Source organism: Muricoccus pecuniae, assembly GCF_014199205.1.
GTDB lineage: Bacteria > Pseudomonadota > Alphaproteobacteria > Acetobacterales > Acetobacteraceae > Roseomonas > Roseomonas pecuniae.
On record NZ_JACIJD010000002.1, the window covers coordinates 304009 to 323544 of the forward strand.

Sequence of the window (19536 nt, forward strand, 5' to 3'; positions counted from 1 at the left end):
GCCGGGCGGGGTTCGTCGTTGAGAGGTCCGCATGACGCCCCGCCTGCGCCGCATCCTTCCGGCCGTGCTGGCCTCCATCCCGGTGCTGGCGATCCTCCTGGCCCTCGGCACCTGGCAGGTGAGGCGGCTGCACTGGAAGACCGACCTCCTCGCCGGGATCGCGGCCGCCGAGGCCGGGCCGCCCGTGCCGCTGACCGCCTCGCCCGCTCCCTTCACCAAGGTCCAGGTGACCGGCCGCTTCCGCTACGACCTGGAGGCGATCCTCGGGGTGCAGGTGCGCGGCCCCACCCTCGGCACGCGCCTCATCACCCCACTGGAGGCGGAGGGCCTGCCGCCCGTGCTGGTCGATCGCGGCTGGGTTCCGCTGGAGCGGCAGGGCGTGCGGATCGAGCGCCCGGAGGGGCCCGTCACCGTCACGGGCTACGTCTCCCCGCCCGACCCGCGCGACCTCTTCGCCGCCACCGACGACACGGTCGGGCGCCGCTTCTACACCGCCGACGCCCGGGCCATCGGCGCCGCGCTCGGCCTGCCGGACGCGATGCCGGATCTGCTCGTCGCCCTCGTCGGGCCCGGCCAAGCGGGGAACGCGCTGCCGCAGCCGGCCGCGACGCTGCCCCGGCCCACCAACTCCCATCTCGGCTACGCCATCACCTGGTACGGGCTCGCCGCCTCCCTCGTCGGCGTGCTCATCGCCTTCTGCCTCCGCAAGGACGACCCGTGAGCGACACCTCCGCGACCGCCTATGCCCGCCTGAAGGATCGCTTCGCCCGTATCGCGACCCTCAACGAGGCCGCGGCCATGCTCGGCTGGGATGCCTCCGCCATGATGCCGCCCGGCGGCGGCGCGGCGCGGGGGGAGCAGCTCGCGGTGCTGGCGGGGGTTTCCCACGCCATGCTCGTCGCGCCGGAAGTGGCCGGCGACCTTGCCGCGGCCGGGGCGGAGGGGGCCTGGGGCGAGGCGAACCTCGCCCTCATGCGCCGCGCCCACCGGCGCGCGACCGCCCTGCCGGCCGATCTCGTCGAGGCGACGGCCCGGGCGAACTCCGCCTGCGAGAAGGTCTGGCGCGAGGCGCGGCCCCGCTCCGACTTCGCGGCGGTCCGCCCTTGGCTGGAGGAGGTGGTGGCGCTCCAGCGGGAGACGGCCGCCGCCCTGGCCGGCGCCACCGGCCTCTCGCCCTATGACGCGCTGATGGACACCTACCAGCCCGGTATCCTCGCCGCCGATGTCGAGCCGGTCTTCGCCGCCTACGAGGCCTTCCTGGCCGAGGCGCTGCCGCGGGCCGAGGAGGTCCAGGCCTCCCGCCCCGCGCCGGTTGAGCCGCAGGGCCCCTTCCCGGTGGAGGTGCAGCGCGCCCTCGGCCGCCGCCTCTCGGAGCGGGCGGGGCTGGACTACGACCACGCCCGGCTGGACGAGAGCGCGCACCCCTTCTGCGGCGGCACACCGACCGACGTGCGGATCACCACGCGCTACACGCCGGAGGCCTTCGGACAGGCGATGCTCGGCATCCTGCACGAGACCGGCCACGCCCTCTACGAGCGCGGCCTGCCCGAGGCCTATGCGCGCCAGCCCGTGGGCGAGGCCGCCGGCATGGCTGCCCACGAATCGCAGAGCCTCATCATCGAGATGCAGGCCAGCCGTTCCGATGCCTTCCTCTCCTGGCTCGGCCCCGAGCTGCACGCCGCCTTCGGGGGCGATCCCGCCGCCTATGCCGGGGCGAATCTCGGCCGGCTCTGGCGGCGCGTGGGGCGCGGCTTCATCCGAGTCGAGGCGGACGAGATCACCTACCCCGCCCATGTCATCCTGCGCTTCCGGCTGGAGCGGGCGCTGATCGCGGGCGATCTCCGCGTGGCCGAGCTGCCCGGTGCCTGGGGCGAGGGTCTGCAGGGGCTGCTCGGCATCATCCCGCCCGACGACGCGCGCGGCTGCCTGCAGGACATCCACTGGCACGACGGCGCCTTCGGCTACTTCCCCTCCTACACCCTCGGCGCCATGGCGGCGGCACAGCTCATGCAGGCGGCGCGCATCGCCGTGCCCGGGCTGGACGAGGCGCTGGGCAGGGGCGATTTCGCCCCGCTGGTAGGTTGGCTCCGCGTCTCCATCCATGAGAGGGGATCGCTCCTCGGCTTCCAGGAGCTGATGACGTCCGCAACCGGCCGGCCGCTCGACCCCTCGGCCTTCATGGAGCACCTGCGCGCGCGCTATCTTACCTGATCCGGCCGGAAGCCGGGGGACCTGATCCGGCAGAAAGCCGGGCGGCGCTACCGCCGGTTCTCGAAGATCACGAAGAAGGGTGGGCGATCGGGCGGCGGGGGCAGGACATGGCCCGCCGCATCCGTCGGCACCCGCCGGCGCAGCACGACGTCCAGCACGTTGCCGCCGATGATGTCGACTGTTCCCCCGCCCGCGCGCACCACGATGTCGCAGTGCATCGGGCGGAAGCTCCCGGCCTCGGCGAGGCGGGAGGGCCAGTCCGGCAGCGGCGCGGCCGAGCGGTCCGCGCAGAGGAGGTCGCCGGGGCGGGCGGCGTGCTCGGCGGGGCCGCGCGGCAGGAAGGCGGCGCCCTCGGGATCGGCCAGCGCCGCCGCGATCAGCCGGTCCACATAGAGAGCGTGGCTGGCGGAGGGGTCGAAATCCGCGCGCGGGGCTCCCGCCTCGGCCATGGCGAAGCTGATGAAGGCGGCGGACCAGGCAGGGTGGTTGAAGCTGGAGATGGCCACGTTCGCCGGCACCACCGTGAAGGGCAGGCCGGAGACGGGATCCAGCGAGGCGGCCTCGGCCAGTGGAGCGGTGATCGTGTCGCGGAAGAGGCGATGGGCGGTGACCACCTCCGGTCCCTCGGGGGTGGCGGACCAGTAGGTCATCAGCCGCTCGAAGAGCTCCGGCGTCGCGTCCGGCGTGCGCTCCAGGGCAACGGGCCAGCCGTCGACGGCGATCCGCCCCCAGGCCCGCCACTCCCGCTCGGCAACGGAGGCGAGGCGTGCGGCACCGGGGCCGGGGGAGCGGGAGGCCCCGGAGGAACCCGTGCCTCCCGGACCGGATGCCCCCGAGGCGCAGGCCGCCAGGAGGAGAGCGAGCAGAGAAGAAGAAGCGCGGCGCATGGTCCGGTATCGCGGCGCAACAACCGCCGGTTTCGGCCCGCGCGCAAAATGACGAGGGCCGTCTCAGCCGCTGCCGATGAAGATGCCCGCCAGCAGCACGAGCAGCCCGCCCAGCACGATCTGCACGAGCGCCGAGCCGAAGGGCGTCTCCATGTAGCGCCAGCGGATCCAGGCGATGGCCAGGAGTTCTACCACCACCACCACCGCGGCGACGGCGGTCGCCGTCCAGAAGTCGGGGATGAGGTAGGGCAGGGCATGGCCCAGCCCGCCCACCGCCGTCGCGAGGCCGCAGGCGAGGCCGCGGATCCAGGGACGGCCGCGCCCGGTGATCGCGCCGTCATCCGACATCGCCTCGGTCAGCCCCATCGAGATGCCCGCGCCGACCGAGGCGGCGAGGCCGACGAGGAAGGTCTCGTGCGTGTTCCCCGTCGCGAAGGCGGCGGCGAAGATGGGGGCGAGGGTGGAGACGGAGCCGTCGATCAGCCCGGCCAGGGCGGGCTGCACCACCTGCAGCACCAGCAGGCGCCGCTTGGTCTCGTCCTCCCCCGTGCGGGCGGCTTCCGTCAGATGCGTCTCGGCCAGGCGCTCGGCCACCGCCTCGTGCTTCTGCTCGATCAGGGCGAGGTCGCCGAGAAGGCGGCGGACATCCGTGTCGCGCGCCCGCTCGGCGGCGCGGGCGTAGAACTGCCCGGCCTCCAGTTCCATGATCGAGGCCTGTCTGCGCACCACGTCGATCCGCAGCTCCTCGGCCAGCCAGACGGGGTTGCGGCGGAGGAAGCCGCGCACGTCCTGGCGGGTGATGAGGGGCAGCTCCTGCCCGAACTTGCGCTCGTAGAGGGCGAGGAGGGAGCGGCGGTGCTCGTTCTCCTCCTCCGCCATGCCGTCGAAGACGGCGGCGGTCGCGGGGTAGTCGCCGCGCAGCCGCATGGCGAAGGTGGCGTAGATCCGCGAGTCCTCCTCCTCGTTCGCGATGGCGAGGGCGAGGGTCTCGGCCTCCGTGAGGTCCTCGAAGCGCTTCATCCCTCTAGCTAGCCCCGGATCGGGCTTCAAGGGAAGGCCAAGAAAAACAGATATTTAGGCGCAATCGTGACGCATTCTCGATTGCGCCGCCCGGATCAGGCCGGCACGGGCACGCGCCCGGCCAGCGGGTCCAGCATCGCCTCCAGCTGCGCCGCCTCGTCCCAGGCGAGCGTCACCGTCACCACCGTCACCCGCGAGCGGAAGGCGGGGGGGATGCGGACGAAGTCCTTGCGCGTGGTCACGGGGATGGCGCGCAGCCGGTCGGCCTCGGCCATCAGGTCGCGCATGTCGCCGGCGTCGTAGGGATAGTGGTCGGCGAAGGAGGCGCGGCCGGCGATGCTCGCGCCCGCCCCGGCCAGCGTCGCGAAGAACTTGCGGGGATTGCCGATGCCGCAGAAGGCGAAGACCGGCTGCCCCGAGAGCTGCGCCGCCTCCGGCCCGGGCACGGTGCGGGCGCGCAGCACGGGCATCCCCGGGGGGAGATGCGCCAGCGCGCCGGTCTCGTCATCGCCGATCAGCACGGCGGCCCGGGCGCGGCCGGCGGCATTGGCCACGGGCTCGCGCAGCGGGCCGGCCGGGATCACCCGGCCGTTGCCGAAGCCGTAGGAGCCGTCGATCGTCAGGAAGGAGAGGTCCTTCTCCAGCGTCGGGTTCTGCAGCCCGTCATCCATGACGATGACCTGCGCGCCGGCCTCCACCGCGGCGCGGGCGCCGGCGGCGCGGTCCGCGGCCACCCAGGTCGGCTGCTCGGCGGCGAGCAGCAGGGCCTCGTCGCCCACGGCGCGGCTGTCATGCTTGCCCGGCTCCACCCGGATCGGACCGCGCTCCGTGCCGCCATAGCCGCGGGTGAGGAAGTGGGCGGCCACGCCCCGGTTGGCCAGGCGCTGGCCGAGGTCGAGGGCGAGGCTCGTCTTGCCCGCGCCGCCCGCCGTCGCGTTGCCGCAGCAGATCACGGGGACCGGGGCGTGCCAGCCCGGCCTGGCCACGCGCCGCGCGGTGGCCGAGGCATAGAGGGCGGCGATGGGGGAGAGCAGGATGGGGGCGAGCCCGCCGCCATCCCCGGTCCAGAAATCGGGGGCACGCATGGTGCCGTCAGGCTTCCTTTTCCTGATCCCGCCCGGTCCCGGAGGGGGCGGGCAGGAGGGTCTCGATCGCGGCGGCCATCCGCTCGGGCAGCGCCCCCGCATCCGCCGCGATCCGGGCGGCGGCCGAGGTCATGGCGCGAGCCCGTTCGGGATGCGTTAGCACGCCAGCAGCGGCCTCGGCCAGCGCGGCGGGGCCGGCCACGCGGAGGGCCGCGCCGGCCTCGATCATACGGTCCACGATGGCGGTGAAATTGGCTGTGTGCGGGCCGAGCAGAACGGGGCAGCCGAGCCGCGCCGCCTCCAGCGGGTTCTGCCCGCCATGGGGCACGAGGGAGCCGCCGATCAGCGCGGCCCCGGCCAGGCGGTAGAGCAGCCCCAGCTCGCCCAGCGTGTCCGCCACGTAGAGCGCCGTGTCCGCGCCGGGCAGCTCGCCGCGCGAGCGCAGCGCGAGGGGAAGCGCATCGAGTTCCCGCGCCAGGGCCGGGCCGCGCTCGGGGTGGCGGGGCGCGAGGATGGTCAGCAGCTCGGGAAGGCGCTCGGCCAACAGGGCGTGCGCCTCGGCGACCTGCGCCTCCTCCCCGGGATGGGTGCTGGCGGCCAGCAGCACGGGGCGGGGACCGATGGCGCCGCGCAGGGCGGCCAGCGCCGCCTCCGGGGCGGGAAGGGGGCGGGCGGCGAATTTCAGGTTGCCCCAGGCCTCCGCCCCCTCGGCGCCGAGGGCGCGCAGGCGGGCGGCATCGTCCTCCGTCTGCGCGATCACCAGCCGGAAGGCGCCGAAGAGCCGCCGCGCCACGGAGGGCACCCGCCCCCAGCCGCGGGCGGAGCCGGCGGAGAGGCGCGCGTTCACCAGCGCCATGGGCACGCCGCGCCCGGCGGCGGCGAGGATGAGGTTCGGCCAGATCTCGCTCTCGATGAACACCGCCGCGTCCGGCCGCCAGCCATCGAGGAAGCGCTCGACATGGGCGGGCACGTCGAGCGGGGCGAAGCGGTGTTGCACCCGGGGCGCGAGAGAGGGCGGCAGGCGCTCCGCCAGCAGCCGCGCGGCGGTGACCGTGCCGGTGGTGACGAGGAAGCGCAGCGCGGGACGGGAGGCGGCGAGGGCCTCGATCAGCGGCAGGGCGGACTGGCTCTCCCCCACGCTCGCGCCGTGCAGCCAGAGCAGCGGGCCGGGCGGACGGTCCGCGCCCTCGCCCCGGCGCTCGCCCAGCCGCGCGGGGTCCTCCTTCCCGCGCCTGGCGCGGCGGGCTAGCCAGAGCGGCAGGAGCGGCGCGGCGAGGCCGGTCGCCGCGCGCCAGGCGAGCAGCGGCAGCGTGCCGCGCCAGCCACCGGGAAGGGTTGCGTCGCTCAAGCCGGCGGCGCCGGGCGGGAATCCCCGGCGAGGGTCAAGCCGCCTCCGTCCCGGGCCCTGCCGGGGGTGCGGGGAAGGCGGGCGGCGCGCGGCGCGCGATGGCCTGGGCGGCGGCCAGCTCGGCCTCGCCGCCGCGCCCCGCGCGCCGCGCCTCGGCCCAGGCATCGGCGGCGTCGCAGACCTCGGTGAGCGCCGCCTCCACGGCCGCGCGCCCGGCCTCGGCGGCGTGGGGCGGCACGGTGAAGGGGGGGTGCAGCACGATCAGCCCGCGCGAGAAGGGCAGGGGGATGAGCATCCGGTCCCAGGAGCGCAGGCGGAAGCCGCGCGTGGTCGCGGCGGCATAGGGGAGGACGGGCGCGCCCGACACGGCCGCGAGCTGCCCCACCCCCGGCGCCGCCACCCGGCGCGGCCCGCGCGGCCCGTCCGGGGTGATGGCCACGACGCCCTCCTTTCGGAGAATCTTCAGCATCGTTCGCAGCGCCTGGCTGCCGCCCTTGGAGGTGGAGCCGTAGATCATGTCGAGATCGAAGCGCGCCACGACCTCGCCGATGAACACGCCGTCCCGGTGCTGGGAGACGAGGACCTGAGGCCGCTTGGGGCGCAGCGCGGGCACCAGCCGCTGCATGCCGATCCAGGGCCGGGGGCCGAGCGCGATCCGCTCGTGCCAGAAGGAGAGGATGATCGGGCCGGGCCGGGCCTGGAGCGCCGCGATGGCGGCGTCGCCCGCCAGCGTCCAGCGCGTCGTGCGGTGGACGAGGGCGATGTAGAGGCCCAGCAGCCGGGCCGCGGCCGCGAGGAAGCGGGGGTGGCGGGTCAGCCGCTTGAGCATCGGAGGCGTGCCATGGGTCGGGCGCCCCTAGCACGGGCGCGGCGGGAGGTCACGGGCAGGGCTCCGGCCGGGCGCGCGGGACGGGGCGCGGGCGGGAACGGCTGGGCCGGAGCATTTTCAAGCCGGGTGGAATCACCCGGCGGCTCGGAAGATGCGCCAAAGCAGAACGCGAGAGCGGTTGCCGCGAGCCACGGCGAACGGAAACCGCTCTAGAGGAGGCCGAGGTCGAGAAGCGCCCGGCGCATCGCCGGCGGCAGTTCCTCGATTCCCTCCACCGCCGCCTCGCCCTCCGCGAGGTCCGGGGGTGCCGCATGGGCTTCGAGGTAGCGCCACCCCTGGAAGGCCTTCACCGGGCGGGGGCGGACATGGACGAGGCCGGGCTGGAGGATGAGCGCTGTGGCGCCCGTGCCGTCCGCCCGCTTCACGGGCTCGATCGCGAGGATTCGCTGGCGCACGCGCAGCACCCCCGCCACCACCCAGTAGATGGAGCCGCCCTCCAGGATCTCCGGCGCGCGCCGGGGCGTCATGCGCGTGACGTGGCGCAGCCCCTCCGGGCCGCGGGCGCGCAGCGCCTGGCCGCGCTCCAGCGCATCGACGTCCTTCGGCCCCACGGCCAGTTTGATGATGTGCAGCACGCCGCGCCATCTGCTCCCGCGACCCTTCGCGCGCAAGCTGGCCTTATCCAGCGGTTAGGCATTCGGCCCGTAGGATTGGTGACGCTCACAACGAGGAGATCGCCAGGGATGCGCGCCTTCCAGAACCTCTCGGTCGCCCGGAAGCTCGGGGCGAGCGCCGGACTGACGCTTACCCTTCTGAGCGGCCTCGTGGGCCTCGTCTGGGTGGAGGCGCGCGAGGTCACGCGGCAGCAGGGCCAGCTGAAGGAGGCCGCCGGCGTGCTCGCCCTCATGGAGCAGGCGGGCGCGCGCGCCGCCCAGGCCCCGGCCGCCACGGCCGAGCTGGGCAGCGCCCAGACCCTGTCCGCCGCCCGCGCCGCGGCGGAGGCGGCCCGCTCCAGCATGGCCGAGGCGCGAGCACGGACCGAGGAAGCCGTGCGGGCGCTGCCCCCCTCCGCCGCCCGCACCGCGGCCGAGGCGGCGATCCCGGCCATGCGCGCGCATGAGGCGGCAGTTGCCCGCATGCTGGAGCTGCGCGGACGCATGATCGGGGCGCGGGACGAGCGTCTCTACGGTCAGGCCGTGGATTTCGACCAGGCGATGGAGGCCGTGCTCGGCAGCCTCGAATTCGAGCTGTCGGACCGGAGCGGGGTCGAGGATGCTCGCAGCCGGCTGATGACCTTCTCCAACGCGGTGAACGAGGTGCGCCTCGCCGTGCAGCGCTTCCTCATCACGGGCGAGGAGGCGCAGGCGCGCCGCGTGCGCCGGGCCGCGGCGCAGCAGCGCGTCCATCTCCGGGGCGCCCTGTCCGCCGGGATGTCGGACCGGCTGAAGGAGGACATCACCCGCATCGGCGCCGTCGCCTCCGGCCTCGCCGAAGGGGCGGAGACGATCCTCTCGGTGCTGGCCGAGATCCGCAAGTTGCACGACGAGGAGGCCGAGAAGGCATCCGCGGCCGTGCAGGGCGCGCTCGGCGAGGCGACCGGCCTCCTGCGCCAGGACGCCTCCCTGCGCCGTGCCTCCGTCGAGACCTCGGTGGAGAGCATGGCGGACTTTACCCTCTCTATCGGCGGCGCGGTGGCGGTGATCCTGCTCCTCTCCTCCTGGGCCAGCTCGCGGGCGATCGGCGCGCCGCTGCGCCGGGCGGCCGTGCGGGTGCGGGCGATCGCGGCCGGCGACACCGCGCCGGGCGGGGCGGCCGAGGCCCGGGATCGCGCCTCCCGCGACGAGACGGGGCGGATCGCGGCCGCGCTCGAGGATTTGCGCGGCACGGTCGGGCGCGCCTTTGCCCAGGCCCAGATGATCGAGCAGATGCCGCTGGGTCTGATGGCCGTGGATCCCGCGCTGCGGGTCACCCATGCAAATGCCGAGATGGGCACGGTGCTCGCCCGGCTGGGGGTGAGCGAGCCCGTGCTCGGGAAGTCGCTCGGGGAGCTGCCGCTGGCCGGCCTCTCCGCCCTGGGGCCGGTCCTGTCCAACCCCTCCGCCCTGCCGCACCGCGCCCGCCTCGTCATCGGGCAGGAGGTCGTGGACCTCCAGGCCAGCGCGATCACCGACGGGCGCGGCGCCTTTGCCGGCCCGATGCTCACTTGGCGCGTCGTGACCGAGGAGGCCCGGCTCGCTGACACCTTCGAGGCCGAGGTCGGCGCCGTGGTCGAGAACCTGGCCGGCCAGGCCGAGCAGCTCCGCCGCTCCGCCGGGCTGGTGCATGGGAGCGCCAGCCGCTCGGGGCGCGAGGCCGCCGAAGTGGCCGAGGTCGCCGCCCGCGCGGGGAACGAGGTCGGCGCCGTGGCCGCCGCGGCCGAGGAGATGGCCGCCTCCATCGCCGAGATCACGCGCCGCGTGGCCGAGGCCGCGGATGTGGCGGCCCGTGCCGTCGCCGAGGCGCGCGCGACCGATGGCACCGTGCGCGGCTTGGCGGATGGCGCCGCCCGGATCGGCGATGTGGTGCGGCTGATCGGAGACATCGCGGGTCAGACGAACCTGCTGGCGCTCAACGCCACGATCGAGGCGGCGCGGGCGGGCGAGGCCGGCAAGGGCTTCGCCGTGGTGGCGAGCGAGGTGAAGTCCCTCGCCAGCCAGACCGCCAAGGCCACTGAGGAGATCTCCGCCCAGATCCAGCAGATGCAGGCGGCCACGGCCGGGGCCGTGGAGGCCATCCGCGGCATCGGCGAGACGGTCGAGCGCACGAGCGAGATCGCGACCGCCATCGCCGCCGCCGTGGAGCAGCAGGGCGCGACGACGCAGGAGATCGCCCGGAGCGCCGCACAGGTGGCGGACGGTACGGAGATGGTGAACGGGGCCATCGCCGGCGTGCGCACCGCCGCGGAGGAGACGGGCAGCGCCGCCGGCGGCATGCTGGCCGCCACCGAAATCCTGGCGGGGCAGACGGGCATCCTGCGGGAGAAGTCCGCGGGCTTCCTGCGGGCCGTGCGCGCCGCCTGACGGGGGCAGGGCGGCCCCGGCTTGCGGAACCGGGCCGCCCGACCCTATCTGCCGCGCGCCGCTCCCGGCGGCCGTGACGGCGAGGGGTGCCGGCGGGAAGGGATTGCGGAATGGCTCATCGGATCGCGGTTGCCGGCGCCACGGGGCAGGTGGGGCGCGAGATCATCAAGACCCTGGCGGAGCGCGACTTCCCCACCGTCTCCCTCGCCGCCCTCGCTTCCGGGCGCGCGGTGGGGGGCTCGCTCTCCTTCGGCGAAGCGGACCTGAGGGTGGGCGCGGTGGAGCGGCACGACCTCGCCGCGACGGATCTTCTCTTCCTGGCCCCCGGCACGCCTGCACCCGCGACCCTCGCCCGCCGCGCGGTGGCCGCGGGCTGCGCGGTGGTGGACGTGACGGGGATGGGCGATCCGGACGCGCCCGTGGTGGTGCCGGAGGTGAATCCCGGCGTGCTGGCCGCGAATCCGCGCGTCGTCGCCTCACCCGTGGCGGGGGCGATCCTGCTGGCCATGGCGCTGCACCCCCTCCAGGCGCTGGGAGGGCTGGTGCGGGTGGTGGTCACCTCGCTCCAGCCGGTCTCCGGCGCCGGGAAGGACGCGATGGACGAGCTGTTCAGCCAGACCCGCGGCGTCTTCGTGAACGACACCGCCACGCCGGAGCAGTTCACCAAGCCTATCGCCTTCAACCTCATCCCCCATATCGGCGCCTTCGGCGAGGACGGGCTGACGGAGGAGGAGGAGGCCATCGCCGAGGATGCCGGGCGGCTGCTCGGCGGGGTGACGGTGGCGGCGACCTGCGTGCGGGTGCCCGTCTTCATCGGGCAGTGCCTCTCCATCAACGCGGTCTTCGACCGTCCCCTGGACGAGGCGGAGGCGCGGGAGGCCATACGGGGCGCCCCGGGCCTCACCCTGCTCGATCGCCGTGACGATGGCGGCTACGTGACCCCGCTGGAGACCGTGGGGGAGGACCCTGTCTTCATCTCCCGTCTCCGGGCCGATTCGACGGTCCCGAACGGAATCGCCCTCTGGTGCGCGGGGGACAACCAGCGGAAGGGCGGGGCGCTGAACGCGGTGCAGATCGCCGAGGAGCTCGCCCGCCGGGGCGCCCTTCGTGGCTGAAGGGCTGCGGCGGGAAGCGCGTGGTTACAAGGCGCTGGAGGTCGGGGGCGGTCTCCAGTTGCGACCGCTTCGCAACGCTTTGATTTCGTGCGATTGACGCTTTGCCGTGGCGCACCATAAAAGCGGCGCAGCCGTTCGCGGAAGTGTCCCGCGCCCGGCAGGATTTCAGGACGCCGCATGGCCCATTCCAACGACGCGCGCGAAGCCCTCATGATCGGCCGCCGTACGGACGGAACGACCGTCCGCCGGCCGCTCTCCCCGCATCTGCAGGTCTACGACATGCTGCAGATGACCAGTGCCCTCTCCATCATGCACCGGATCTCGGGCGCGGCCTGGTCGGTCGGCCTGATCTTCTTCGTGTGGTGGGTCGCCGCCGCGGCGGCCGGGCCCGAGGCCTATGGCCGCATGGCGGGCTTCATGGGCAGCTTCATCGGCGTGCCCATCCTGTTCGGCATCACCGCCGCCGCCTGGTACCACATCCTCGCCGGCATCCGGCACCTGATGTGGGACTTCGGCTACGGCTACGACATCCCGACGACCTATCGCACGGGCTGGATCGTCATCGCCGGCACCGCCGTGATGACGGTCCTGACCTGGATCGTCGCCATCGTCGCCTGGGCATCGTGAGGGGAACCGGCGCATGATCGAGCAGCAGACCCGCCTCCAGCCGCCGCTCGGCCGCGTCCGCGGCTTCGGCTCGGCCAAGAACGGCACGCATCACTGGTGGATGCAGCGCGTGACCTCCATCGCGCTCACCCCGCTGATGATCTGGTTCGCCTTCTCCATCGCTATCCGCGCGGGCGAGCCCTGGGAGGTGATGGCGGAGTGGATCGCCCGTCCCTTCAACGCCGTGCTGCTCGTCGTGCTCACGGCGATCGGCTTCTACCACACGGCCCAGGGCCTGCAGGTGGTGGTGGAGGACTATATCCGACCCGACCGGAGCGTGATGGTGGTGAACATGGCCATCAAGGCCGTGCTCACCCTTTTGGCCCTTCTGGCCGCGCTCTCCATCATCCGGCTCGCCGTTTGATGCGCCCTGCGCGGCCTCTCTCTTCCGGTCGCGCAAGGGCTTCCCATATAGGTTCAGGGTGCTCCGGCGCCCTCCCGCCGTGCCATCGCCGGCACGGCGCCACGGCCCGAGGGGGCCATCGCTTCCACGCCCGAACGGGCGACGACATCTGCGCCCGAACGGGCGGTGATTTCCGCGCCCCGCAGGGCGCCAAGACATGCGCCGAAGCCGGCGCGAGGACCGACGAGAGCCCGCGATGAACGCCATCAGCCAGCCTCCGCGCCCCGGGATCAACGGCGGCGCCTATCGCATTGTGGACCACACCTATGACGTGGTGGTGGTGGGGGCCGGCGGTGCCGGCCTTCGCGCCACCTTCGGCATGGGTGCGGCCGGCCTGAAGACGGCCTGCATCACCAAGGTCTTCCCCACCCGCTCCCACACGGTGGCGGCGCAGGGCGGCGTCGGCGCCGCACTGGGCAACATGGGCGAGGACGACTGGCGCTGGCACATGTACGACACCGTGAAGGGGTCGGACTGGCTCGGCGACCAGGACGCGATCGAGTACATGTGCCGCGAGGCCGTGCCGGCGATCATCGAGCTGGAGCATTTCGGCGTGCCCTTCTCCCGCACGGAGGACGGCAAGATCTACCAGCGGCCCTTCGGCGGCCACATGCAGAACTACGGCAAGACGCCGGCCATGCGCGCCTGCGCCGCGGCCGACCGCACGGGCCACGCGATCCTGCACACGCTCTACCAGCAGTCGCTGAAGCACAACTGCGAGTTCTTCGTCGAGTACATCGCCCTCGACCTCATCATGGACGAGGAGGGCGCCTGCCGCGGCGTCATGGCGTGGAACCTCGAGGACGGCTCGATCCATCGCTTCCGCGCGCAGACGACGGTGATGGCGACCGGCGGCTACGGGCGCGCCTACTTCTCCTGCACCTCCGCGCATACCTGCACGGGCGATGGCGGCGGCATGGTGCTGCGCGCTGGCCTTCCGCTGCAGGATAACGAGTTCGTGCAGTTCCACCCCACCGGCATCTACGGCTCGGGCTGCCTCGTCACCGAGGGCGCGCGCGGCGAGGGCGGCTATCTCACCAACTCCGAGGGCGAGCGCTTCATGGAGCGCTACGCGCCGACCGCGAAGGACCTGGCGTCGCGCGATGTGGTGTCCCGCGCCATGTCGATGGAGATCCGCGAGGGCCGCGGTGTCGGCCCGATGAAGGACCACATCCACCTTCACCTGGAGCATCTGGGCGCGGAGCTCCTGCACGAGCGCCTGCCCGGCATCTCCGAGACGGCGAAGATCTTCGCCGGCGTGGACGTGACGAAGGAGCCGATCCCGATGCTCCCGACCGTCCACTACAACATGGGCGGCATTCCGACGAACATCCATTGCGAGGTTCTGCGCCCCACTGCGGCCGACCAGGACGCAACGGTGCCGGGCCTGATGGCAGTGGGCGAGGCGGCCTGCGTCTCCGTCCATGGCGCGAACCGCCTCGGCACGAACTCGCTGCTCGACCTCGTCGTGTTCGGCCGTGCTGCCGCGTTGCGCGCGAAGGATACGCTCAAGCCGGGCGCCACCCAGGCGCCGCTGCCCGAGGGCGCAGGGGAGAACGCGCTTGCCCGGCTCGACAAGGTTCGCCATGCGAAGGGCAGCACCTCCGTCTCCGAGCTGCGCGTGAACATGCAGCGCACGATGCAGGCCCATGCCGCGGTGTTCCGCACTTCCGAGCTGCTGAAGGAGGGCGTGGAGAAGATGGCCGTCGTGGCCCAGGGCTATGACGACATCCGCATCAAGGACCGCAGCCTCATCTGGAACAGCGACCTCGTCGAGGCGATGGAGCTGGACAACCTGATCGGCAACGCGCTGACCACGGTGGTCGGCGCCGAGGCCCGGCACGAGTCCCGCGGCGCCCACGCGCATGAGGACTACCCCGAGCGCGACGACCAGAACTGGATGAAGCACACGCTGGCCTGGGTGAATGACAAGTACCAGGTAAAGCTGGACTACCGCGACGTGAAGATGCGGACCCTCACCAATGAGGTGCAGGTCTTCCCGCCCAAGGCACGCGTCTACTAGGGCGTGGTTCTCCACGCTCCCTTCCCCCGTTGGATCGCGCGCACGCCCCCGGCGTTCGCGCTCTAGGAAGCCCCGGACCCATGGCGACCTTTACGCTCCCGAGAAACAGCACCGTCTCGACCGGCCAGACCTACAAGGCCGCGCCCGACGCGAAGAACGTGCGCTCCTTCAAGATCTACCGCTGGGATCCGGACACGGGCGAGAACCCGCGGATGGACACCTACGAGATCGATCTCGACAAGTGCGGCCCGATGGTTCTGGACGCGCTCATCAAGATCAAGAACGAGGTGGACACGACCCTCACCTTCCGGCGCTCCTGCCGCGAGGGCATCTGCGGCTCCTGCTCGATGAACATCGACGGGCTGAACACCCTTGCCTGCCTCAAGCCGATCGAGGACGTGGTGGGCGAGGTGCGGATCAATCCGCTGCCGCACATGCCGGTGGTGAAGGACCTCGTGCCGGACCTGTCGCAGCTCTACGCGCAGCTCCGCATGATTGAGCCCTGGCTGAAGGCCGACACCGCCGCGCCGCCCGACGAGGAGCGCCGCCAGTCCCGCGAGGAGCGCGCGCGGCTCGACGGGCTGTGGGAGTGCATCCTGTGCTTCTGCTGCTCGACCGCCTGCCCGTCCTACTGGTGGAACGGCGACCGCTATCTCGGCCCGGCCGTGCTGCTGCAGGCCTATCGCTGGATCGCGGATTCGCGGGACGAGTACATGGGCGAGCGCCTGGACCAGCTCCAGGACCCGTTCCGCCTCTATCGCTGCCACACGATCATGAACTGCGCCCGGACCTGCCCGAAGGGGCTGAACCCGGCCGAGGCGATCGGCAAGGTGAAGATGCTCCTCGCCGAGCGCGAGGGCTGATCGGGGCGTCATCGGCGGGGCGGCCGCGCGCCGTCCCCGCGTGAAGGCCGCGATCATCGGGGCCGGCCCCGCGGGGCTGGCCGCGGCCGAGATCCTCTCCGAGGCGGGCGTCGCGGTCACCGTGCTGGACCGCATGCCCAGCCCCGCGCGCAAGCTGCTCATGGCCGGGCGCGGCGGGCTGAACCTGACCCATACCGAGCCCTTCGAGACCTTCCTCTCCCGCTACGGCGCGGCGCGCGAGCGGCTGGAGCCGGCCATCCGTGCCTTCCCGCCCGAGGCCGTGCGCGCCTGGTGCGAGGGGCTGGGCGAGCCGACCTTCGCCGGCACCAGCGGCCGCGTCTTCCCGCGCGCGATGAAGGCCGCGCCGCTGCTGCGCGCCTGGCTCGCGCGGCTGGGCGCGCGCGGAGTAACGCTGCTCAGCCGACACAGCTGGACCGGCTGGGACGAGGAGGGCGCGCTCACCTTCGACCGGCCGGGGGGCGAACCGCTCCGCCTTCGCCCGGATGCGGCGCTGCTGGCCCTGGGCGGTGCTTCCTGGCCGAGGCTGGGATCGGATGGCGGCTGGGCGCCGGTGCTGGCCGCCCGCGGGGTCGCCGTCACGCCCTTCGCCCCCGCCAATTGCGGCATCCTGATCGACTGGTCCACGCATCTGCGGGACCGCTTCGCCGGGGAGCCGCTCAAGCGCATTGCCCTCTCCTTCGGCGGGCGAAGCCTGCGCGGGGAGGCGCTCATCACGGTCCGCGGGCTGGAAGGCGGCGTGGTCTACGCCCTTTCCGCCGCGATCCGGGATGCCGTGGCGGCGGGCGGGGAGGCAAGGGTCACCCTCGACCTCCGCCCGGATCTGTCGGCGGAGGAGGTCGCGCGCCGGGTGGCGGCGCCGCGGCGGGGGCAGTCCCTCTCGAACCACCTGCGCCGGCAGCTCTCCCTCTCCCCCGCCGCCATCGCGCTGCTGCGCGAGGGCGCGGGGCCGCCGGAGGGCGCCATCAAGGCCCTGCCGCTGCGCGTGACCGGGGTGGCCGGTCTCGACCGCGCCATCTCCTCCGCGGGCGGACTGCGCTGGGAGGGGCTGGACGAGAACTTCGCCCTGCGCCGCATCCCCGGCCTCTTCGCCGCGGGCGAGATGCTCGACTGGGAGGCTCCGACGGGCGGGCACCTGCTCACCGCCTGCTTCGCCACGGGGCGGGCGGCGGCGCGGGGGATGCTCGGGCGCTAGATCGTGAAGTTGAGCGGCTCGGTCGCCGGGCGCTGAAGCCCCGCGGCCCCGGCGCGGCGCAGCAGGTCCTCCAGGGTCAGGCCTTCCAGTCGCTCGCGCAGGGCTTCGTCCAGCTCGGCCCAGAGCGGTCCCACCACCTTCTCGTGCAGCGGGCCGGCGAGGTCGCTGCCGCCCTCCGTCCCCTCAGCCACGGCCGCGACGGCCTCGGACAGGCGGATGTCCCGCGGGCGGCGGGCCAGGCGGTAGCCGCCCCGGGGACCGCGCACGCCTTCCAGCAGCCCCGCGCGGGACAGGGCCTGGAAGACGGGCTCGATGCCGCGCCGGGCGGCACCCAGCCGGTCCGCCACCTCGGCCCCGCCCGCGACGGGCCCGGTCGCGCCGCGCCCGGCGTGGAAGGCGACGTCCAGCAGCACCGAGATGGCGGTCAGCGCGCGGTCCTGCCGCAGCAGGCGAAGGGACTGTTCCATGCTGGTTATCTACGCTGGAATGACGTGGATTTCCAGGCCCCGGCCCGCGGCTTCGCCGTGGCGGGATGGCGGGCTAGGCTCCGGCGAGCAGCGCGAGCAGGACACCCCATGCCCGACATGATCGACAGCATCGAGGCGCTCGAGGCCCTCTATGGCGTGCCGAACGACGCCTCCACCGTGAAGGAGGTACCCGTCATCACACCGGAATACCGAGCGATGATCGAGGCCTCGCCCTTCGCGGCGCTGGCGACGAGCGGGCCGGAGGGCCTCGACTGCTCCCCGCGCGGCGACAGGCCGGGGGAGCTGGTGCGGGTGGCGGACGAGCGCACGCTGCTGATGCCGGACCGGCGCGGGAACAACCGGATCGATTCGCTGCGCAACATCCTGCGCGACCCGCGCGTCGGGCTCATGTTCCTCATCCCCGGCCATGGCAATGCGCTCCGCGTGAATGGCCGCGCGCGTGTCTCGGCCAGCCCCGCGCTGCTGGAGAGCTTCGCGGTAGAGGGCAGGGCACCGCGCAGCGTGATCGTGATCGCGGTGGAGAGCGTCTATTTCCAGTGCGCCCGGGCCGTGATCCGCGCCCGGCTCTGGGAGGCCGGGGCGCAGGTGGCGCCGGGCAGCCTGCCCACGCCGGGGCGCATCCTGGCCTCGCTGAGCGAGGGAAAGGTGGGGGGCGAGCCCTACGACTCCGGCTGGGCCGCGCGGGCGAAGGAGACGATGTGGTAGCCGCCTCCGCCGCCTCGCGCGGGGCGGGGTGTCAGGCCGCCTGACGCAGGCCGAGCCCGCGCATCAGCACGAGCCGCGCGACGCGCGCCGCCTCGGAGGGATCGGGGAAGGCCGCGCCTTCCAGGTCCTCGAGCACGGGGTCGGTGGCGAGGAAGAGCCAGTCCTTCTCGCGCGCGACGGCGACGCCGACGAAGCGTCCGTCCACGCTGATGGGGCGGGAGGCGAGCACTCTCACAGCCCTCCCATGGCACGAAGCAGGGCGCGCTCGATCTCGGACTGGCGCGGCGGCATCGGGGCGCGCGGGAAGAGGCGCGCGAAAAGGGCGCGCAGGGCGTGGGCGGTGCGGGTCATGGCGTCCGTCTCCTGGCCATCATCGGGCCTGGGAAAGGGGAAAATGCTGGGAGGGTCTGGCCGGGCGCTCAGCGCCGACAGCGCTCCGCCATCCTGTGTGCCGGCGCCATCTGGAACCCCCTGTCGAGGCTGGTTGGCATGGCCCTAGATTTGCCCCTCGGCGGCCGTGGGTCAACGAAATGGAACAGTCGATTTTCGTGCATTTCCTGGCATGAACCATTCGTCCGGCGTGGATCGGCGATGGACGTCATCCCGCCCCCGCGGGATAAGCCCCTGTCATGTCTGCATCCTCCGATAACCGATCCAATCCGCCGCGGGGGCGCCTTTATGGCAGCGTACTGGAGACGGTGGGCGGCACGCCGCTCGTGCGCCTGCCGCGGCTGGAAGCCTCCGAGGGGTTGGCCGCGCGGCTGGCGCTGAAGCTGGAGTTCTTCAATCCCCTGGCCTCGGTGAAGGACCGCATCGGCCTCGCCATGGTGGAGGAGGCCGAGCGCGCCGGCCTCATCGAGCCCGGCCGGTCCACCCTGGTGGAGCCGACCTCGGGCAACACCGGCATTGCCCTCGCCTTCGTGGCCGCCGCCAAGGGCTACCGGCTGGTGGTCGTCATGCCGGACGGCGCCAGCGAGGAGCGCCGCCGCATGATGGCGCTGCTGGGCGCGGAGCTGGTGCTCACCCCGGCCCGGCGCGGCATGGCCGGGGCGATCGAGCGGGCCGAGGCGGTGGTCGCCTCCACCCTCGGCGCCTGGATGCCGCGGCAGTTCGACAACCCCGCCAATCCCGACATCCACGCCCGCACGACGGCCGAGGAGATCTGGGCCGACACAGGGGGAGAGGTGGACGCGGTGGTGGGCGGCGTCGGCACGGGCGGCACGCTGACGGGTATCGCGCGCGCCCTCAAGCCACGGCGGCCCGGCCTGCGCGTGATCGCGGTGGAGCCCGCCGAATCCGCCGTTCTCTCGGGCGACGAGCCCGGGCCACACGACATCCAGGGCATCGGCGCCGGCTTCCGCCCGGCGGTGCTGGAGCTGGAGCGGATGGACGCGGTGATCCCCGTCTCCGAGCGCGCGGCCATCGCCGCCGCCCGCCGCTGCGCGCGGGAGGAGGGAATCCCGATCGGCATTTCCTCCGGCGCCATGCTGCACGCGGCGCTGGAGGTGGCGCGCGATCCCGCGATGGAGGGGCGGCTGGTGGTCGGCATCGCCGCGAGCTTCGCCGAGCGTTACCTCTCGACGGAGCTCTTCGCGGGGCTCTGATCCCGTGATGATGAGGT

General features: G+C 73.4%; 19 protein-coding genes. 11 read left to right on the forward strand and 8 right to left on the reverse strand.

The annotated features are described in order from the left end of the window. Positions 1-31 precede the first annotated feature (31 nt). Positions 32-721 (forward strand): SURF1 family protein, encoded by a 690-nt coding sequence (locus FHS87_RS03380; RefSeq protein ID WP_184513845.1) that lies wholly within the window; start codon positions 32-34, stop codon positions 719-721. Beyond that, positions 718-2211, forward strand: a complete 1494-nt coding sequence (locus tag FHS87_RS03385; protein WP_184513847.1) for a carboxypeptidase M32 — start codon at positions 718-720, stop codon at positions 2209-2211. Before FHS87_RS03380 ends, FHS87_RS03385 begins: the two co-directional genes overlap by 4 nt. 47 nt (positions 2212-2258) lie before the next feature. Here FHS87_RS03385 and FHS87_RS03390 read toward each other — a convergent pair whose 3' ends face one another. The 6 genes from FHS87_RS03390 to FHS87_RS03415 all read right to left on the reverse strand — a co-directional run bounded on the left by FHS87_RS03390 (position 2259) and on the right by FHS87_RS03415 (position 8015). After that, the gene (locus FHS87_RS03390; protein WP_246417793.1) at positions 2259-3098 is read right to left on the reverse strand and encodes a DUF2272 domain-containing protein; all 840 of its coding nucleotides are present in this window, start codon (positions 3096-3098) and stop codon (positions 2259-2261) included. Between the two features lie 63 nt (positions 3099-3161). Continuing rightward, a complete protein-coding gene (gene mbfA, locus FHS87_RS03395; protein WP_184513849.1) occupies positions 3162-4118 on the reverse strand; it encodes an iron exporter MbfA in 957 nt (318 codons plus the stop codon). A gap of 95 nt (positions 4119-4213) precedes the next feature. Then, positions 4214-5203 (reverse strand): tetraacyldisaccharide 4'-kinase, encoded by a 990-nt coding sequence (lpxK, locus tag FHS87_RS03400; protein ID WP_184513851.1) that lies wholly within the window; start codon positions 5201-5203, stop codon positions 4214-4216. 7 nt (positions 5204-5210) lie between these two features. Next, complete coding sequence (locus FHS87_RS03405; protein ID WP_246417794.1) at positions 5211-6551, reverse strand: 3-deoxy-D-manno-octulosonic acid transferase; 1341 nt, start codon at positions 6549-6551, stop codon at positions 5211-5213. 34 nt (positions 6552-6585) lie between these two features. Next, positions 6586-7380: a lysophospholipid acyltransferase family protein gene (locus tag FHS87_RS03410; RefSeq protein WP_221299456.1), complete on the reverse strand. Its 795-nt coding sequence runs from the start codon at positions 7378-7380 to the stop codon at positions 6586-6588. A 209-nt stretch (positions 7381-7589) separates the two neighbouring features. Next, positions 7590-8015, reverse strand: coding sequence for a DUF1489 family protein (locus FHS87_RS03415; RefSeq protein WP_184513853.1), 426 nt, complete (start codon positions 8013-8015; stop codon positions 7590-7592). A 108-nt stretch (positions 8016-8123) separates the two neighbouring features. Between FHS87_RS03415 and FHS87_RS03420 the strand changes: the two genes are divergently transcribed. The 7 genes from FHS87_RS03420 to FHS87_RS03450 all read left to right on the forward strand — a co-directional run bounded on the left by FHS87_RS03420 (position 8124) and on the right by FHS87_RS03450 (position 16722). Further along, the gene (locus FHS87_RS03420; protein ID WP_184513855.1) at positions 8124-10439 is read left to right on the forward strand and encodes a methyl-accepting chemotaxis protein; all 2316 of its coding nucleotides are present in this window, start codon (positions 8124-8126) and stop codon (positions 10437-10439) included. Between the two features lie 110 nt (positions 10440-10549). Next, positions 10550-11554 carry an aspartate-semialdehyde dehydrogenase gene (locus tag FHS87_RS03425; protein WP_184513866.1) on the forward strand — a complete coding sequence of 335 codons (1005 nt, stop codon included), beginning with the start codon at positions 10550-10552 and terminating at the stop codon, positions 11552-11554. Positions 11555-11731: 177 nt separating this feature from the next. After that, entirely contained in the window at positions 11732-12181 is a 450-nt protein-coding gene (gene sdhC / locus FHS87_RS03430; protein WP_184513868.1) for a succinate dehydrogenase, cytochrome b556 subunit, read from the forward strand. 13 nt (positions 12182-12194) lie between these two features. Then, positions 12195-12584 carry a succinate dehydrogenase, hydrophobic membrane anchor protein gene (gene sdhD, locus FHS87_RS03435; RefSeq protein ID WP_184513870.1) on the forward strand — a complete coding sequence of 130 codons (390 nt, stop codon included), beginning with the start codon at positions 12195-12197 and terminating at the stop codon, positions 12582-12584. Between the two features lie 235 nt (positions 12585-12819). After that, positions 12820-14646, forward strand: coding sequence for a succinate dehydrogenase flavoprotein subunit (gene sdhA, locus FHS87_RS03440; protein WP_184513873.1), 1827 nt, complete (start codon positions 12820-12822; stop codon positions 14644-14646). An 80-nt stretch (positions 14647-14726) separates the two neighbouring features. Then, positions 14727-15509, forward strand: coding sequence for a succinate dehydrogenase iron-sulfur subunit (locus FHS87_RS03445; RefSeq protein ID WP_184513875.1), 783 nt, complete (start codon positions 14727-14729; stop codon positions 15507-15509). Positions 15510-15549: 40 nt separating this feature from the next. After that, positions 15550-16722 carry a TIGR03862 family flavoprotein gene (locus FHS87_RS03450; protein ID WP_312861865.1) on the forward strand — a complete coding sequence of 391 codons (1173 nt, stop codon included), beginning with the start codon at positions 15550-15552 and terminating at the stop codon, positions 16720-16722. Here the strand turns inward: FHS87_RS03450 and FHS87_RS03455 are convergent. Next, on the reverse strand, positions 16719-17189 hold the full coding sequence (locus FHS87_RS03455) for an RrF2 family transcriptional regulator (protein WP_184513877.1): 471 nt from the start codon (positions 17187-17189) through the stop codon (positions 16719-16721). The genes FHS87_RS03450 and FHS87_RS03455 overlap by 4 nt on opposite strands. A 108-nt stretch (positions 17190-17297) precedes the next feature. On the opposite strand from FHS87_RS03455, the gene FHS87_RS03460 reads away from it, so the two are divergent. Continuing rightward, a complete protein-coding gene (locus tag FHS87_RS03460) occupies positions 17298-17915 on the forward strand; it encodes a pyridoxamine 5'-phosphate oxidase family protein (RefSeq protein ID WP_184513879.1) in 618 nt (205 codons plus the stop codon). A gap of 31 nt (positions 17916-17946) precedes the next feature. Here FHS87_RS03460 and FHS87_RS03465 read toward each other — a convergent pair whose 3' ends face one another. Beyond that, positions 17947-18144 (reverse strand): hypothetical protein, encoded by a 198-nt coding sequence (locus tag FHS87_RS03465; RefSeq protein ID WP_184513881.1) that lies wholly within the window; start codon positions 18142-18144, stop codon positions 17947-17949. Between the two features lie 400 nt (positions 18145-18544). On the opposite strand from FHS87_RS03465, the gene cysK reads away from it, so the two are divergent. After that, positions 18545-19519, forward strand: a complete 975-nt coding sequence (gene cysK, locus FHS87_RS03470) for a cysteine synthase A (protein WP_184513883.1) — start codon at positions 18545-18547, stop codon at positions 19517-19519. Positions 19520-19536 lie beyond the last annotated feature (17 nt).

What these genes read in the sequence shown, in the direction of transcription:
- FHS87_RS03380 (WP_184513845.1), top strand. Translation starts at nt 32, where the DNA reads ATGACGCCCCGCCTGCGCCGCATCCTTCCGGCCGTGCTGGCCTCCATC.
- FHS87_RS03390 (WP_246417793.1), bottom strand. Translation starts at nt 3,098, where the DNA reads ATGCGCCGCGCTTCTTCTTCTCTGCTCGCTCTCCTCCTGGCGGCCTGC.
- mbfA (WP_184513849.1), bottom strand. Translation starts at nt 4,118, where the DNA reads ATGAAGCGCTTCGAGGACCTCACGGAGGCCGAGACCCTCGCCCTCGCC.
- lpxK (WP_184513851.1), bottom strand. Translation starts at nt 5,203, where the DNA reads ATGCGTGCCCCCGATTTCTGGACCGGGGATGGCGGCGGGCTCGCCCCC.
- FHS87_RS03410 (WP_221299456.1), bottom strand. Translation starts at nt 7,380, where the DNA reads ATGCTCAAGCGGCTGACCCGCCACCCCCGCTTCCTCGCGGCCGCGGCC.
- FHS87_RS03420 (WP_184513855.1), top strand. Translation starts at nt 8,124, where the DNA reads ATGCGCGCCTTCCAGAACCTCTCGGTCGCCCGGAAGCTCGGGGCGAGC.
- FHS87_RS03425 (WP_184513866.1), top strand. Translation starts at nt 10,550, where the DNA reads ATGGCTCATCGGATCGCGGTTGCCGGCGCCACGGGGCAGGTGGGGCGC.
- sdhC (WP_184513868.1), top strand. Translation starts at nt 11,732, where the DNA reads ATGGCCCATTCCAACGACGCGCGCGAAGCCCTCATGATCGGCCGCCGT.
- sdhD (WP_184513870.1), top strand. Translation starts at nt 12,195, where the DNA reads ATGATCGAGCAGCAGACCCGCCTCCAGCCGCCGCTCGGCCGCGTCCGC.
- sdhA (WP_184513873.1), top strand. Translation starts at nt 12,820, where the DNA reads ATGAACGCCATCAGCCAGCCTCCGCGCCCCGGGATCAACGGCGGCGCC.
- FHS87_RS03445 (WP_184513875.1), top strand. Translation starts at nt 14,727, where the DNA reads ATGGCGACCTTTACGCTCCCGAGAAACAGCACCGTCTCGACCGGCCAG.
- FHS87_RS03455 (WP_184513877.1), bottom strand. Translation starts at nt 17,189, where the DNA reads ATGGAACAGTCCCTTCGCCTGCTGCGGCAGGACCGCGCGCTGACCGCC.
- FHS87_RS03460 (WP_184513879.1), top strand. Translation starts at nt 17,298, where the DNA reads ATGCCCGACATGATCGACAGCATCGAGGCGCTCGAGGCCCTCTATGGC.
- cysK (WP_184513883.1), top strand. Translation starts at nt 18,545, where the DNA reads ATGTCTGCATCCTCCGATAACCGATCCAATCCGCCGCGGGGGCGCCTT.